The following is a 15006-nucleotide window of genomic DNA, read 5'->3' as shown; positions in this document are numbered from 1 at the left end:
GCCATGCCAGAGATATTGGTCAGCGCCAAAATCCTCATCCCCCTGCTCATCACCCTGGTCGCGCCCCTGGGCATCGTCCTGGCCCGGTCCAATCCCAACAACCGGGAAGCGGTGTCTTTTGCCGCGGGAATCCTGACCTTCGCCACGGTGCTGTCCTTTGTTCCGGACGTGCTGGACGGCAAGATCTGGACCTACACCCTGTTCACCCTGATCCCCGGGGTCACGGTCAAGTTCGGGGTGGACGGCCTGTCCCTGATTTTCGCCCTGGTGGCCTCGTTTCTGTGGATATTGGCCACCAGCTACAACATCGGGTATATGCGTTCGCTCAATGAGCACGCCCAGACCCGCTACTACTTCTGCTTCGCCGTGGCCATTTTCGGAGCCCTGGGCGTGGCCTTCAGCGCGAACATCTTCACGCTGTACTTATTCTACGAAGTCATCACCCTGTTCACGTACCCGCTGGTCGCCCACCACCAGGACGACACTTCCTTTGCCGGAGCCCGCAAGTACCTGGTCTACTTAATGGGTACATCCAAGCTGTTCCTGCTCCCGGCGATGATCATGACCTACGTCCTGGCCGGCAGCCTGGACTTCAACCTGACCGACGTGGTCCACGGCATCTTCCCCGCGGACGCCAACCCCGTCGCGGTGACCGTGACCTACGTGCTGTTCATCGCCGGGCTGGCCAAGGCCGCGATCATGCCCCTGCACAACTGGCTGCCCTCGGCCATGGTCGCGCCCACCCCGGTCTCGGCCCTGCTGCACGCAGTGGCCGTGGTCAAGGCCGGCGTGTTCTGCGTCTGCCGGATCATCCTTTCGGCCTTTGGCCTGGAAACCATGGACGTGCTCTACCTGGGCATCCCCACGGCCTATCTGGCCGCGTTCACCATCGTCGTGGCCTCGTGCATCGCCCTGACCAAGGACGACCTCAAGGCCCGGTTGGCCTATTCCACGGTCAGCCAGCTCTCCTACGTGATCCTGGGCGTGGCCCTGCTTACGCCCATGGCCGTGATGGGCGGCACCACGCACATCGCCCACCACGCCTTTGCCAAGATCACGCTGTTTTTCGGCGCCGGGGCAATTTACGTGGCCACGCACGTCAAGAAGATCAGCCTGCTCTCGGGCATGGGCCGGAGAATGCCCTGGACCTTCGGGGCCTTTTCCCTGGCCGCCCTGAGCATGATCGGCGCGCCTCCGGTCTGCGGCTTCGTGACCAAATGGTACCTGGCCAACGGAGCCCTGGACGCCGGGCAGATCGTGATCCTCGTCGCCCTGATGGCCAGCACCGTGCTCAACGCCAGCTACTTCGGCCCGATCATCTACAAGGCCTTTTTCGAGGCCCCGGCCCCGGGCGTCCGGCTGGAGGACTACAAGGAAGCCCCCCTGACCATGGTCGTGCCCCTGTTTTTGACCGCCCTGATCTCTATTTTCCTGGGCCTGTACCCGGATACCTTCATGGGCTTCATCAAAGCCATGGCCCAGTTCTAGGAGTCGCTTATGCAAGACCAGACCCCCCTTGAAGAGAACAAACTGATCGTGACCCTGCGCTCCCTGTCCGGGCTGTTCAAACTGCTCTTTTTCGTAGCTCTTGCGATTCTTGTCGGCCTGAATTTCTTCATCGGCCCCTACGACCCGCACGTGGCCTGGGAAGTGTATCCCGGCTTCTGGGCCGGGTTCGGGTTCGTTCTGGCCGTGGCCATGGCCTTTGTGATGAAACGCATCGTCGCTCCGCTGATCGGCGCTCCCGAGGACATCCATGACTAGTTTTTTCCACCCGACCATCGCCTTCTTCGGCCTGGGACTGGTTCTCCTGCTCCTGGCCCGGACAACCGTGACCTGGTGGCGCTGGCTGCTGCCTTTAGCCCCGATCCTGGCCATCATCGCCGTGTTCTCGGCCACGCCGGGCGATCATCTCCATCTGCGCTACCTGGGCATGGACCTCTCTCTGGGACGACTGGACGGCTTGTCTCTCCTTTTTGCCAACGTCTTCGCCATTCAGGCCCTGATCGGCTTCATCTACGCCTTTCACCTCAAGGAGATCCGCCACCACGTGGCCGCGGCGGTCTATGTGGGCGGGGCCTTTGGCTGCGTCTTTGCCGGGGACTACGTGACGCTGTTCATCTTCTGGGAAATCATGAGCGTGGCCTCGACTCTGCTGATCTGGTTCAATTCCAAGCAGAACCCTCGGGCCGTGGGCGCGGGCATCCGCTACTTCGTGATCCACACCATCGGCGGGCTGATGATGCTGGCCGGGATCCTCTTGCGCTACCAGGTGGTGGGCGACTTCACCTTCACCGGGATCATCCCGGCCGACGCCCAGTACTACGACTGGTTGATCATGCTCGGCTTCGGGGTCAACGCGGCCTTTGTCATCGCCCACGCCTGGCTGCCCGACGCCTATCCCGAGGCGACCATCCCCGGCGCGGTGTTCATGAGCGCCTTCACCACCAAGACCGCGGTCTACGTCCTGGCCCGGGGCTTCGCCGGCTGGGAATTTCTGGCCTGGATGGGCGTGGCCATGGCCCTGTGGGGCGTCTTCTACGCGACAATGGAAAACAACGCCCGGCGTATTCTCTCCTACCACATCATGTCCCAGGTGGGGTATATGGTCGCGGGCATCGGCATCGGCACGGCCATGACGCTCAACGGCACCTGCGCCCACGCCTACGCCCACATCCTCTATAAGGGCCTGCTGTTCATGAGCGTTGGCGCGGTGCTCTATGCCGCCGGAACGGCCAAGCTCAACGAGCTGGGCGGCTTGGCCGGGCGCCTGCCCCTGGTCATGTTGGCCTACGTGGTCGCGGGCCTGTCCATCTCCGGGATGCCCATCTTCAACGGCTTTGTCTCCAAGACCATGACCATCGCCGGGGCCTTCAACGACCACCAGGTGCTCCTGGGCATGCTCATGGAAGTGGCCGCGGTGGGCACGTTTCTTTCCGTGGGCCTGAAGCTGCCCTACTTCGCCTTCTGGGGCGGCAAGCCGACCTACGACAAGCCGCTCAAGCCCATTCCGGTGAACATGTACATTGCCATGGGCGCGGCGGCCTTTTTGTGCATCGCCCAGGGCCTGTACCCGGATCTGCTGTACCGCTTCCTGCCCTATCCCGGCGCGTACGACTTCCAACCCTGGTCGTCCTGGAAAGTCCTGATGACCCTGATGCTGCTGGGCTTCACCGGCCTGGGCTTTATGGTCATGCGCGGGGTGCTCAAGCCCCATGCCCAGCGCAACCTGGACTTCGAGACCCTGTACATCTACCTGGGCCGCGCCTTCCTGGCCCTGGTCAGTTGGCCCCTGGCCAAGATCGACGCCATCTGGAGCGAAGTCTACGAGCGCGTGGGACTGGTCGGCCTGCTGTTCCTGGGTAAGATCACTTCCTGGTTCGACAAGATGGGCATCGACTTCGTCCTGGACAACTCCGCGATCGGAGCACGAGAAGCCGGCGGCATCCTGACCACGGCCCAGACAGGTCGCCTCCAGGACTACTTGGCCCTGGCCATCGCCCTGGCCGCGGGCATCGGCCTGCTGGTCTGGTACCTAGCCTAACCCCTTGTAAGCCCATGAGCAGAAAACACACACAACCTTTTTCCTTGAAGGTGCCGCGACATGACTGAAACCGGGTTCCCCGTTCTCAGCGCCCTGATCTTCTTCCCCCTGCTGGCCGCCGTCGGGCTGTTCTTTCTGCGCGACGAGCGCACCATCCGCCTGTACACCCTGGTCGTGGGCCTGATCGAGATGGGCCTGGCCGCGCCGCTGTTCCGGTTCGACCTGACTACCGCGAACTTCCAGTTCGTGGAGATCATGCCCTGGGTCCCGGCCTGGAACATGAACTACCATGTCGGCGTGGACGGAATCAGCATCCTGATGATCTTTCTGACCGTGCTGCTTTTGCCCCTGTGCGTACTCTGCTCCTGGACCTACATCGGCAAGCGGGTCAAGGAGTTCCATTTCTGCCTGCTGCTGATGATCGGGGCCTGCGTGGGCATTTTTTCGGCCCTGGACTTCGTGTTGTTCTACATCTTCTGGGAAGCCATGCTCATCCCCATGTTCCTGCTCATCGCGGTCTGGGGCGGGCCCAACAAGCGCTACGCGTCGCTGAAGTTTTTCATCTACACCCTGGCCGGCAGCACGCTGTTTCTGGCGGCCATCGTGGCATTTTTCGTGAACACCGGGACATTCTCCATCCCGGAACTGATGACCCATGAGTACGCCTTCAACTTCCAGTTCTGGACCTTCCTGGCCATGGCCCTGGCCTTTGCCATCAAGGTGCCCATGTTCCCGTTCCACACCTGGCTTCCGGCTGCCCACGTGGAAGCGCCCACCGCGGGCTCGGTGCTCCTGGCCTCCATCCTGCTCAAAATGGGCACCTACGGCTTTTTACGCTTCTGCCTGCCCCTGACCCCGGCGGCCAGCGAATACTTTGCGCCGCTGATGATCACCATTTCCATCATCTCCATCCTCTACGGCGGGGCCATCGCCCTGGGCCAGAGGGACATGAAGAAGCTGATCGCCTATTCCTCCGTGGCCCACATGGGCTTCGTGACCCTGGGCATCTTCGTCTTCACCATGCGCGGGGTGGAAGGGGCGATCATGCAGATGATCAACCACGGGATCACCACCGGGGCGCTGTTTATGCTCGTGGGCGCGATCTACGAACGCAGCCACAGCCGGGAAATTGCGGACAACATGGGCCTGGGCAAATACCTGCCCGCCTACATGTTCTTCTTCGGCCTGTTCGCCATCGCGTCCTTCGGCTTCCCCGGCACCAACGGCTTCGTTTCCGAAGCCCTGGTGCTCATCGGCGTGTTCGAGGCCAACTACCTCCTAGGCGCCTTGACCATCCCCGGGGTGATGCTGGCTGCGGCCTATATGCTCCGCCTGGGCCTAAAGCTGGCCTGGGGCCAGCCGTCCCAGGCAGCGAACTGGAAGGACCTGAATACCCGCGAATGGGTCTACCTGGCCCCCCTGGCCGTGCTGGTCCTGTACCTGGGCCTGATGCCCACCCTGGCCCTGAAAACCATCAATCCCTCGGTGGTCCATCTCCTGAACCAGTATGAAACCCGCAAGGCCCTGCACATGGAGTCGTCCCTGCAGCCCGAACCGCCGGCCCAGATCGTCCAACTCCCCGCAACACGAGGTACTGACCAGTGATCTTCCACATAGAGCTGTTCATCCCGGAACTGTACCTGCTGGCCCTGATCGGCGGGCTCTTCGTCCTGACTGTGGGCCCCCAGTCCTGGTGGCGATTTTTGCGTTATCTGCCCCTGGCCGCGGGCGTGGGCATCGGCGTGGCCGCGTTGTCTTTCCAATTCTCCGGCCTCATGCTCTACGGGGCCTATCAGGTGGACGGGCTGTCCCAGTTCTTCAAGATGGCCATCTTCCTGGGCCTGGCCGTGACCTGCCTCAACGCCATGAACCAGCCCACGTTGTCCGAAGAAAAACGACCGGACTACTTCCTGTTTCTCTGCCTCAGCGCCCTGGGGTTGATGCTGCTCTCCAGCGCCGTGGAACTGGTGACCATTTTCCTGGCCCTGGAACTGGCCTCCTACAGCCTCTACGCCCTGATCCCCCTGCGTTCCAAGGAGCCTGCCGCGGCCGAGGCCGGAATCAAGTACATCCTGTTCGGCGCGGTGGTCACGGCCCTGGCCATGTACGGGCTGTCCTACATTTTGGGCGTGCACCACACCACCTACCTCGCCGAACTGGTGACCAAGACCTGGTCCTGGTCCGAGACGCCCGCGGCCCTGATCGGCATCGCCCTGTTCCTGGGGGCCCTGTTCTACAAGCTGGCACTGTTCCCGCTGCACTTCTGGTGCCCGGACGTGTACGAGGGCGCGTCCAACGAGACCGCGGCCTTCGTGGCCACCCTGCCCAAGCTGGGCGCGGTGGTGGTCCTGGTCCGCATGTCCTCGCTGCTGGACCCGAGCATGGAAGTGACCATGCTCCTGGCCGTGCTGGCCGCGGTGTCCATGACCTTCGGCAACCTCTCGGCCCTGGTCCAGAACGACCTGAAGCGTCTCCTGGGCTACTCCTCGGTCTCCCATGCCGGGTACGTGATGCTGGGCATCGTGGCCGGGACGCCCGCCGGTCTGTCCGCCGCCGCGTTCTACGCCGTGGTCTACCTCTTAATGAACCTGGCCTGCTTCTGGGTGATCTGCCGTTTGTCCACGGACGGCCGCAACCTCAAGCTGGATGACTTAAACGGCCTATATCAGCGTTCCCCCGGTCTGGCCCTGGTCCTGGCGGTGTCCGCCTTCGCCCTGGTGGGCCTGCCGCCCACCGCCGGGTTCATGGGCAAGCTGTTCCTGCTCAACTCCGCCTGGATGGAAGGCTACCATTGGCTGGTGATCATCGCGGTGCTCAACTCGGCCATCGCCATCTACTACTACCTGAACTTGGTCCGCCACGCCTACACCCGCGACGCGCCAACCGACGTACCGGCCGAGGCACTGGCCGTGCCCAACCCCGGCCTGCTCTGGGGCGGACTGCTCGCCGCCGCCGTGCTCTGGCTCGGTGTCGCCCCGGGCACCCTGTTTTCTTTTGCCCAGCTGGCCGGAGCAACGGTAGGGGTAGGGCCGTAGCGATCAACTCAACAATTTGATCATGGCTTCACGCCCTCTCCGGACTGTCCGGAGAGGGCGTTTCTTTTGTTTCTTTCCACCCTCCAGGGCTTTTCCATGCCCGATCCCTTCCCCTCCGCCATCTTGGATAACCACCCCGGCGGCACTTCACTCCAAAGCCAAAAAAACGTCGACCAACCCGGCCAGCCGTTCCGGCTCCTGGTACATCACCCCGTGCCCGCCACCCTGAATTTCGACGGCCCGGACGCGGGGCAGGGCGTGGGTCAGGATATGGGCGTTTCCCGGGGGGATGACCCGGTCTTCGGTTCCGGTGATGATCAGGGTGAGGATGGGGATGGTTGAAAGTCGGTCGCAGGCGCCGGGCCAGGTACGCAGGGTTCGGGCCTGGCGCTGGATGTGGGCGTCGATGATCGGGGCGGTGATAGGGGGAAGGTATGCGGAGGGGTCGGGGTTTTGACGCAGCCAGGCTTGAGGAAAGAGGTTTGTCAGCATGCGCTGGATGCGTTCTTCCAGGGTTCCGGAAAGGTCGGTCAGGGAATTCCAGATCGCGTCGTCCGGCCAGATCGCGGCCTCGCCGCCGCACGAGGCGGTCAAAAGGATCAGCCTGTTCACCCGGCGCGGATGGCCTAGGGCCAGTTCCTGGGCGATGAACGCGCCCATGGACCAACCCAGGACAGAGGCCTTTTCGATATCCAACCCGTCCAACAAGGCCAGTGTATCGTCGGCGAACAATTCGATGGAGTACGGCGCGTCCGAGGAGCCGCTGAACCCCATGCCCCGGTTGTCGAACACGATCACCCGGCGGTCTCGTGCCAAATGGTGAATCAGAACCGGAGGCCACATCTCCATCAACCCGCCGTAGCCCATGATCAGCACCAGGGGCTCAGAGGCTTCCCCTCCGGCCTCGAACGGCCCGAACTCCCGGTAAGTGATCTGAATGTCCCCCGCCGTCACCAAGCCGGTCTCGTACAACTCACTCACTCCGCTCGCCTCCTTTGCCACCTCCCCACCTTCATACCTTCCCTCCCTGCCATACGCGCCTCAGTGTTCGAAAACCATCCGCACCCGGTGCTTGTGCCCGGTGCTTTCCAGGCGCACCGTGTCCGCGTACTGGCTGATCAGATAGCCGGAGAGCCTGGCGAAGGCCTGGTCGTCCTTCAAAAGCTGCTCGGGACTGGGCCGATGGTGGCTCAGAATGACCGGCTCTCCCTGGTAGGTCATGTCCACTTGAACCTGAAACTCGTCAAAGTACGCCGCCAAGAGAACTTCTTCGCCCTGGGACAACCCCTGTCCGACCAGCGACTCGTGCAGTTCCGCGGCCGCGGCCGCAGCTTTGCGGATCACCTCGGGCCGGGCTCCCCACTTGCCGCCCAGGTCCACAAAAAAATCGTTGATTTTTTGCCCTGAACCATTGGCGGCGCTCAGGAGCAATTCGGCCCGGTCGCCGATGCCGATGCGAAAAAGCAGGTTCAAAAGCACCCCGGTCACCGCAGTCAGGGCAATGGACGAGCCGAAGATGGGCTTGAACTGGTCGGGCAGAGGCGCGTAGATCTCCGGGGCCACCAGCACGCTCATGCCCATGATCAGGGAAATACCGACAACGAAGGTCTTTCTGGAGTCGATCATTCGGGTCATGACGATGGACCAGCCGGTGACGATCATGAAGCAGGCGGCGTAGATGATGATCGCGCCGATCACCGGAACGGGCATATTGCTCAGGACGTAGGCCGGTTGGGGCATAAACGCCAAGGCGATGAAAAAAATCCCCGTGGCGTGGCCGATGTAGCGGCTTGTGGCCCCGGAGGCGTAGGACATGCCGATGTTGGAGGAGGACGCGGCCAGCCCGGTTCCGCCCAACAGGCCGGCCGCCGCGGTGCCCAGCCCCTCGGCGTTGATTCCGCGTTGCACGGACTGCATGTCCACCCGCTTCCAGTCCAGGTCGTTGATTTTTTGGCAGGTGATCACGTCGCCGGTCAGCTTCAGGGACGAACAGATCATGGCGATGAGAAAAGGCAGGATGAACGCGGGATCAAAGGCCAGCCCCGGATGGACGATCTGGGGCAGAGCCACCAGGGGCAGTTCTCCCAGGCGGTCGTGGATCCCCACGGGCAGCACCCCCAGAACGTAGGCCGAGCCGTAGCCGAAGACGATGCCCAAGAGGATCGAGTAAAGCTTGAAGCCCCGTTTGCCCCAGACCGTGAACCCGACAATGGTTGCCAGGGTGCCCACGCCCACCAGGACTTCGCTCACTTCGATCAGCGTGTCCTCGCGGCCCAGCCCGAACAGGGACTTGACGGCGTACGGGGCCAGGGCCAGACCGACCATGGCCACCACCAGCCCGGCCACTTCGGGAGGGAACAGGGTGCGCAGCTTGCCGACGACACGGGCCAGCAGGATCTGCATGACCCCGGCCGCGGCGGTCATGCCGCAGACCAGGGCCAGACCGCCGGCCTGGGCCGCGCTGATGGAGGCCTGAAAATAGATGAAGGAACTGGTGTGCAGGCAAAAATAGCCCGAGCCGATTCCCCACTTCCTGGTGGCCTGGAGAATGCTGGCCAGCCCTCCGGCGATCAGGCCGACGCTGACCAGGGACCGGGTTTGGGCCGCGTCCGCGCCCAGAGCCTGGGCGAAAAACACGGCGGCCATCAGGCTGGAAATCAGCAGCGCGCCGTGCTCCACGCCGAGAATCGCCAGGGTCCAGACCGAGGGCCGATCGTTAACCCCGTAGAGCAGGTTTGGGGGCTTTCGCGCTTGAATGATTTTTCGTTTTCCCATAGCAGATTCCATTGGGTGACCCGTTCACATCGTGAAAGGGCCGTGGGCGCCCCCGACGTCGAACCGTGAAGACGTTGCCCGCATCACTGATAAACCTGTCGTCGATACCAGGCAAGGTCACTTCATGACGCATTTGTTTTCCGTATTGGTGTTTTTTTTCCTGCTGACGGGAATCAGCGGCTGCTCCGCCATCACGTCCCGGACGTCCCCCGCTCCCGTGCCGTCTTCCGTGCCCTCTACCGATCCATCCACCGCGCATTCCTCTTTCGCGTCTCCGGCCGGAGACGGGAGTTTCACCCGGACCACTGAGTCTCGCGTGATCCTCGGCGTGGACGTCCTGCTGGACCGGGACTGGCGGACCACGGTGCGCGGAGCGGACGGCGGGCAGGTGATGATCTCGTTTTTCGATTTGCTGCTCAAGGGACGCACCGTGGGCCTGCTGACCAACCCCACCGGGGTGGACGCCAAACTGCGCTCGACCATCGACCTGCTGCACGAGCATCCCGACGTCCGCCTGGGGGCGCTGTTCGCCCCGGAGCACGGCATTCGCGGGGACATCTACGCCGGGGAGGCCGTGACCGACGACGTGGAGCCCCTGACCGGGGTGCCGGTGTACAGCATCTACCGCCGCAAACCCACCCCGGCCATGCTGGCCGGACTGGACGCGGTGCTCTACGACATCCAGGACATCGGGGCCAGCTCCTACACGTACATCTACGCCATGGCCGACATGATGGCCGCCTGCGCCGAGGCCGGGGTTCCGTTCATCGTCCTGGACCGGCCCAACCCCATCGGCGCGGATTTCGTGGACGGCCCGGTGCTGGACACCAGCCGGTTCCGCAGCGGCATCGGGCAGTACGATATCGCCTCCCTGTACGGGATGACCCCCGGCGAACTGGCCTGGATGCTGAACAGCGAGTTCCTGGCCAAACCCTGCCAGCTGTCCATCATCCCCATGGCCAACTACCGGCGGACCATGCGCTACCCGGATACCGGCCTGCCCTGGGTGCCCACATCCACGCACATCCCCTGGCCCATTTCGGCGGTGCATTACAGCCTGACCGGCGTGCTGGGCGAAACGCGGGGCGGCCTGAACATCGGAGTGGGCTACACCCTGCCCTTCGAGTGTCTGGCCGCGCCCTGGATGGACCGCCACAAGCTGGTGGCGGCCATCAATGCCCGGAACATCCCCGGGCTCCGCGCCCGCCCCATCTCCTACGTTCCGGGCTACGGCGGCCATGCCGGACAAACCGTGCACGGCGCGCACCTGGTGGTCACCGATCCCCTGGCCCTGCGCCCCATGACCGCCCAGATCACCCTGATGACCATCCTCCAGACTCTCTACCCGGAACGCAAACTCTTCGACAATCCGGGCATCCGGGAAAGCCTGTTCGACCGGGCCCTGGGCACGGACCAAATCCGGCTCATGGTCTCCCAGGGCGCGGACGCCGAAGCCATCGAACGGGCCATCGCTCCAAGACGGGACCGGTTCAAGGAGTTGCGGCGGAAATATTTGTTGTATGAACCGAGGTGAGGGAATGCGGGTGAAGGGTGAAGGGTGAAGGGTGAAGGCGGAGGTCGAGGGCGGGAATCGGGATTGGAATCGAAAACGCTGGGAAGCGTTCAAAATTTTTGCTGTTCCGATTCCGATAGCGAAGCGCCGCCCCCGATTGCCGGAGCAAGAGCGGACACAAAATGTGCTGAATAGATACTGTATTTGATGAGAGCTGAGTCACTAAACCGTTGAACCGTTGAACCGTTGAACCCCAAAAAAGGAGGCCCACCATAATGGAAGAAGTGCTGTTCAAAAGCGAAGAACCCAAAAGCCGGGGCGATGTAGCGGCGTTTCTGCGGCAATTGGCGGACAAGGTCGAGGCGGGGGAAGTGATTTTGCGGCAGGGAGACCAGGAACAACAGGTCCGGATTCCCCAAAACCTGGTCCTGGAAACCAAGCTGGAGCGGGAAACCAAGCGAGACGGGGAGAAAATGAGCCTGGAAGTGGAACTGGAATGGCGGCCCGGCGGCGGATCGGCGACCAGCGGCGTCGAGCTGGCATGAGGGCCTGGCCCATGTCCCGGGACATGCCCTGGAGCGGCCTGAAGGTGGCCGCCGCACTTCTCTGCCTGGTGTTCTGGGGTGTTGCCTGCAATGCTGATCAGCAATCCGGAGGTGAGGCCATGCCCACACCGCAAGCCATCCAACTCCCCGAACCGGCCCTGTCCGGCCCCGTCTCCCTGGAGGAAGCCCTGGCCCTGCGCCGCTCCGTGCGCGGCTTCAGCGACCACCCCGTAACCCCGGCCGAGATCGGCCAACTGCTCTGGGCCGCCCAGGGCGTCACCGAGCCCCGGCGGGGGCTGCGCACGGCGCCCTCGGCCGGGGCGACCTATCCCCTGGAGATCATCGTCATCGTCGGGCGGGCCGAAGGCCTCGCCCCTGGCGCGTACCGCTACGCGCCAGGACGTCATGATCTCATCCCGGTACTCCAGGAGGACCAGCGGCAGTCCCTGGCCCGGGCCGCCCTGAACCAGTCCGCCCTGCTCCAGGCTCCGGTCACCTTCGCCGTCACCGCGGTCCACGCCCGGACCGAAACCCGCTACGGCCGCCGCGCGATCCGCTACGTGGACATGGAAGCCGGCCATGCCGCCCAGAACCTGTCCCTGCAGGCCGTGGCCCTGGGCCTGGGCAGCGTGGTCATCGGCGCATTCGACGACCGGGACGTGGCCGCCCTGCTGAACCTGTCATCCGGCGAAGCCCCGTTGTACCTGATCCCGGTGGGCAAGCCGCGGTAGGGGCGGACCTGGGTGTCCGCCACCGCGCGGATTGCCTGCCCACCGTCTGGAGCAGTTGCCCCGGCGACCGTCAATCCAACCCTTCGCCCATTATCAACGCGACGCTGGTCCTTTCCTGGAAGACCGTGCTACGTGTGCTTGGACGTGACACCTCCCTCAAATTCCAACATTGTCCCCCTCCGGATGCATCTCATAGCTTCCCGCATGAACTGTCATGATCAGAGGCCACGGTCAGCAAGCGCATAAAATCCCCTTCTCTATAAGCCGTTGCCCTGCGCGACCGGGTAATCCTGAACGAGTATACCGTTTCAATTTCAGGACGCGGGGACGGATCGGCCGAAAAGTCGTCCACCATGAGCAGGGTGAACTTGCCGGACTGGATGTTTTATGAAGATGAAAACAACTCTCATCCGCAGATTACACGGACTGCACGGATGAAGAAAAAGGGGGCAAGAACCCTTGACCGAATCGAACGATTCGGTCAAAATGATCAAAAAATTATACAACCAGGGAGGCAAGATGCATACCTACACCGCAAACGAGGCAAAAACCCATTTTGGCGAATTTCTTGATCGCGCTCAGCGCGAACCGGTCGGCGTCATGCGGCACAACAGGATGGTCGGGGTGATGGTCAATCCCCAGGACTATGAAGCCATGCGCGCATTTTACGCCGACCGTCTCCGCCAAACCCTGGACCAGTCCGCCAGAGAAGCGGCCGCTGCCGGACTGACCAGCGATACCCTCGAAAAACTCCTTGCCGATGAAAGCTGAACGGCAACGGCCGTTGGTCGTACTCGACACCAATATCTGGATCAGCGCGGCCCTGTCCCGCGAAGGCTGCCCGGCCCAACTGGCGCGAGCCGTTCTGGGCCTTGGCCAACCTGTTTTTTCCGAGGCCACCTTTGCCGAATTGCAAACAAGACTCTGGCTGCCCAAGTTTGACCGCTACATCAGCATGGAATTGCGCCACTCCATATTGCACGACCTCCGCGCCGCCGGGCAATGGATACGTGTTCCCGAAGGCATCGCATCGCAATCCTTTTGCCGGGATGCGTCCGACGACATGTTCATCCATGCCGCCCTTGCCGCGCAGGCCGAATGGCTGATTACCGGCGACCACGACCTTTTGGCCGTCAAACCTCTGCCGGGACTGCGTATCCTGACTGCCCAAGAAGCCTTGGAGCAGCTATTTTTGTAACTGCTCAACAAAAGTCATGTTTGCTTTCTCCCGCACAAAGAAAAGCACGGTATACCCGTTCTCCTTATGATTGTTCAGGTTCTGGCCGGTCTGGCTGTGTTGCGTTGATCTCCAGCAGTACGTTTTTCTTGCCCGGGATCAGTTGCGTAGGCACGTGCAAAGGCTCGGCAGCACTCCCAAGTGGGCCAGGATCGTCTTGCAGATTTCCCGCTGCCTGTCTGGATCGGCTTCTTCCCGTAATATCTGTCTGATCACCTTGGCCAGAAAATCCGCATATCTGGCAGGCTGTTCCTCCGAGCCGCACCCCATGCCCAGAACCAGGACCAAGCCTAGGTCTAGGCCAGAGGGAGAAATAAAACAAACGGGCCGGATCGTCAGCAAGACGACCCGGCCCGTTTACGTTTACGCTTGAACCGAGGCTAACTCGGACGCACCGCCACCACCGGGCAAGGAGCTTGGCGGAGCACCTTTTCGGCCACCGAGCCGAACAGCAGACGATCCATGCCCTTACGCCCGTGGGTGCCCATCACGATCATGTCAGCCTGCTCTTCCTTGGCGCAATTCAGGATTTCCTCGGAAAAGTCGCCGCAGGTCACCTTGGCCCGACAATTCATGTCGCTGAAATGGCGCTCCATGAATTCGGCCAGAGTCTTTTCTCCTTCCGAAACCATGGTCGTGCAAAACGTTTCCATGGAGTTCATCGGGATGCCGAAGTCGGCGTAGATGGTTCCGGACGGAACCACATGGATGCAGACGACTTCCGCGTCCAGTGGCTTGGCCAGAGATTTCGCGTAGTCCGCCACCTTTTCGCTGACGGATGAGAAATCCACCGCGCACAGAATCTTCTTAATGTTCGACATGGGACACCTCCTCTGGATTTTGCATCCAACTCGACGCGGATGCGATACCTCCGCGCTGATCCAAGCGAACGCGGAGCCGATTCGTGTGACACCGATTAGTTGAACCGCCGAAAATGAGCATGCGGCTCTGCACCCTTTGTCTTTTACGGACATCTTCAGTATGACCGTCCGCACAAGGAAAAGCAAGGTTCAAAGAGCTTTCCGGGAAGTCTTTCCGCATATTCATCCGACCATATCATCCCGCACGACATGGAGAACCGCTCATGGACAATCCGTTCGTCCTCATCGAAACCAATTTGGGCGACCTGCTCATTGAACTGTATCCGGACAAGGCCCCGCGTACCGTGGCCAATTTTCTGCAATACGTCGACGCCAAGCATTACGACGGGACCATTTTTCACCGGGTGGTCCGCGGATTCGTCATCCAAGGCGGCGGGTACGACCGCGGACTGAACAAGAAACCCACGCTGGCCCCCATCCCCAACGAGGCCAAGGGCGGGCTGTCCAACGTCAAGGACAGCGTGGCCATGGCCCGGGCACCGGAAAAGGATTCCGCCACGGATGAATTCTTCATCAATGCCGCGGACAACGGTCCGGACCTGGACTATCAGGACGATTCCGACGAAGGCTACGGCTACGCGGTCTTCGCCCAGGTTGTGGAAGGCTCGGACGTGGTCAAGAAGATCAACTGGAAGGTGGTCAAGGCCACGGAGGACTTCCCGGAACTGCCCAAGGACGAGGTGTATATCGTTTCCGCCCGGCGCTTCGAATGATCCGCCCTCCAGACGAACGTGGACCATTCAAT

General features: G+C 62.1%; 15 protein-coding genes. 11 read left to right on the top strand and 4 right to left on the bottom strand.

All coding sequences use genetic code 11. The features are described from left to right. The first annotated feature begins 3 nt into the window (after positions 1-3). Genes DESLA_RS0116745 through DESLA_RS0116725 form a run of 5 tightly spaced genes read left to right on the top strand, consistent with a single transcriptional unit; the run spans position 4 to position 6579 of the window. Positions 4-1488, top strand: a complete 1485-nt coding sequence (locus DESLA_RS0116745) for a monovalent cation/H+ antiporter subunit D family protein (protein WP_028573367.1) — start codon at positions 4-6, stop codon at positions 1486-1488. Positions 1489-1497: 9 nt separating this feature from the next. After that, the gene (locus tag DESLA_RS0116740; protein WP_051434784.1) at positions 1498-1764 is read left to right on the top strand and encodes a hypothetical protein; all 267 of its coding nucleotides are present in this window, start codon (positions 1498-1500) and stop codon (positions 1762-1764) included. Further along, positions 1757-3544 carry a Na(+)/H(+) antiporter subunit D gene (locus DESLA_RS0116735; protein ID WP_028573365.1) on the top strand — a complete coding sequence of 596 codons (1788 nt, stop codon included), beginning with the start codon at positions 1757-1759 and terminating at the stop codon, positions 3542-3544. Before DESLA_RS0116740 ends, DESLA_RS0116735 begins: the two co-directional genes overlap by 8 nt. A 60-nt stretch (positions 3545-3604) precedes the next feature. Continuing rightward, entirely contained in the window at positions 3605-5149 is a 1545-nt protein-coding gene (locus tag DESLA_RS21115; protein WP_035261986.1) for a complex I subunit 4 family protein, read from the top strand. Further along, entirely contained in the window at positions 5146-6579 is a 1434-nt protein-coding gene (locus DESLA_RS0116725) for an NADH-quinone oxidoreductase subunit N (RefSeq protein ID WP_028573364.1), read from the top strand. The genes DESLA_RS21115 and DESLA_RS0116725 overlap by 4 nt, the downstream gene beginning before the upstream one ends. 147 nt (positions 6580-6726) lie before the next feature. On the opposite strand, the gene DESLA_RS21110 is transcribed toward DESLA_RS0116725, so the two are convergent. Both DESLA_RS21110 and DESLA_RS0116715 read right to left on the bottom strand, forming a co-directional pair. Continuing rightward, positions 6727-7560, bottom strand: coding sequence for an alpha/beta fold hydrolase (locus tag DESLA_RS21110; RefSeq protein ID WP_051434783.1), 834 nt, complete (start codon positions 7558-7560; stop codon positions 6727-6729). Between the two features lie 60 nt (positions 7561-7620). Continuing rightward, positions 7621-9354 carry a uracil-xanthine permease family protein gene (locus DESLA_RS0116715; RefSeq protein ID WP_028573363.1) on the bottom strand — a complete coding sequence of 578 codons (1734 nt, stop codon included), beginning with the start codon at positions 9352-9354 and terminating at the stop codon, positions 7621-7623. Positions 9355-9478: 124 nt separating this feature from the next. On the opposite strand from DESLA_RS0116715, the gene DESLA_RS21105 reads away from it, so the two are divergent. The 5 genes from DESLA_RS21105 (at position 9479) to DESLA_RS0116685 (ending at position 13341) form a co-directional block, all read left to right on the top strand. Next, the gene (locus tag DESLA_RS21105; RefSeq protein WP_084032144.1) at positions 9479-10888 is read left to right on the top strand and encodes an exo-beta-N-acetylmuramidase NamZ family protein; all 1410 of its coding nucleotides are present in this window, start codon (positions 9479-9481) and stop codon (positions 10886-10888) included. Between the two features lie 254 nt (positions 10889-11142). Next, positions 11143-11412: an amphi-Trp domain-containing protein gene (locus tag DESLA_RS0116700; RefSeq protein WP_035261984.1), complete on the top strand. Its 270-nt coding sequence runs from the start codon at positions 11143-11145 to the stop codon at positions 11410-11412. After that, positions 11409-12143, top strand: a complete 735-nt coding sequence (locus DESLA_RS0116695) for a SagB/ThcOx family dehydrogenase (RefSeq protein ID WP_211239071.1) — start codon at positions 11409-11411, stop codon at positions 12141-12143. Before DESLA_RS0116700 ends, DESLA_RS0116695 begins: the two co-directional genes overlap by 4 nt. Positions 12144-12629: 486 nt before the next feature. Further along, on the top strand, positions 12630-12914 hold the full coding sequence (locus tag DESLA_RS0116690; protein WP_211239070.1) for a type II toxin-antitoxin system Phd/YefM family antitoxin: 285 nt from the start codon (positions 12630-12632) through the stop codon (positions 12912-12914). Continuing rightward, positions 12904-13341, top strand: a complete 438-nt coding sequence (locus DESLA_RS0116685; RefSeq protein WP_028573358.1) for a putative toxin-antitoxin system toxin component, PIN family — start codon at positions 12904-12906, stop codon at positions 13339-13341. Before DESLA_RS0116690 ends, DESLA_RS0116685 begins: the two co-directional genes overlap by 11 nt. Before the next feature lie 138 nt (positions 13342-13479). On the opposite strand, the gene DESLA_RS0116680 is transcribed toward DESLA_RS0116685, so the two are convergent. Together DESLA_RS0116680 and DESLA_RS0116675 are read right to left on the bottom strand one after the other, a co-directional pair. Continuing rightward, positions 13480-13668: a hypothetical protein gene (locus DESLA_RS0116680; protein ID WP_028573357.1), complete on the bottom strand. Its 189-nt coding sequence runs from the start codon at positions 13666-13668 to the stop codon at positions 13480-13482. 92 nt (positions 13669-13760) lie between these two features. After that, complete coding sequence (locus DESLA_RS0116675; protein WP_028573356.1) at positions 13761-14201, bottom strand: universal stress protein; 441 nt, start codon at positions 14199-14201, stop codon at positions 13761-13763. A 263-nt stretch (positions 14202-14464) separates the two neighbouring features. Here DESLA_RS0116675 and DESLA_RS0116670 point away from each other — a divergent pair, with 263 nt between their 5' ends. Continuing rightward, on the top strand, positions 14465-14974 hold the full coding sequence (locus tag DESLA_RS0116670; protein WP_028573355.1) for a peptidylprolyl isomerase: 510 nt from the start codon (positions 14465-14467) through the stop codon (positions 14972-14974). The last annotated feature ends 32 nt before the right edge of the window (positions 14975-15006 follow it).

Source organism: Desulfonatronum lacustre DSM 10312 (assembly GCF_000519265.1).
GTDB classification, from domain to species: Bacteria; Desulfobacterota; Desulfovibrionia; order Desulfovibrionales; family Desulfonatronaceae; genus Desulfonatronum; species Desulfonatronum lacustre.
The sequence above is the reverse complement of the archived record's forward strand: the minus strand, read 5'-3'. Positions and strand labels throughout refer to the sequence as shown.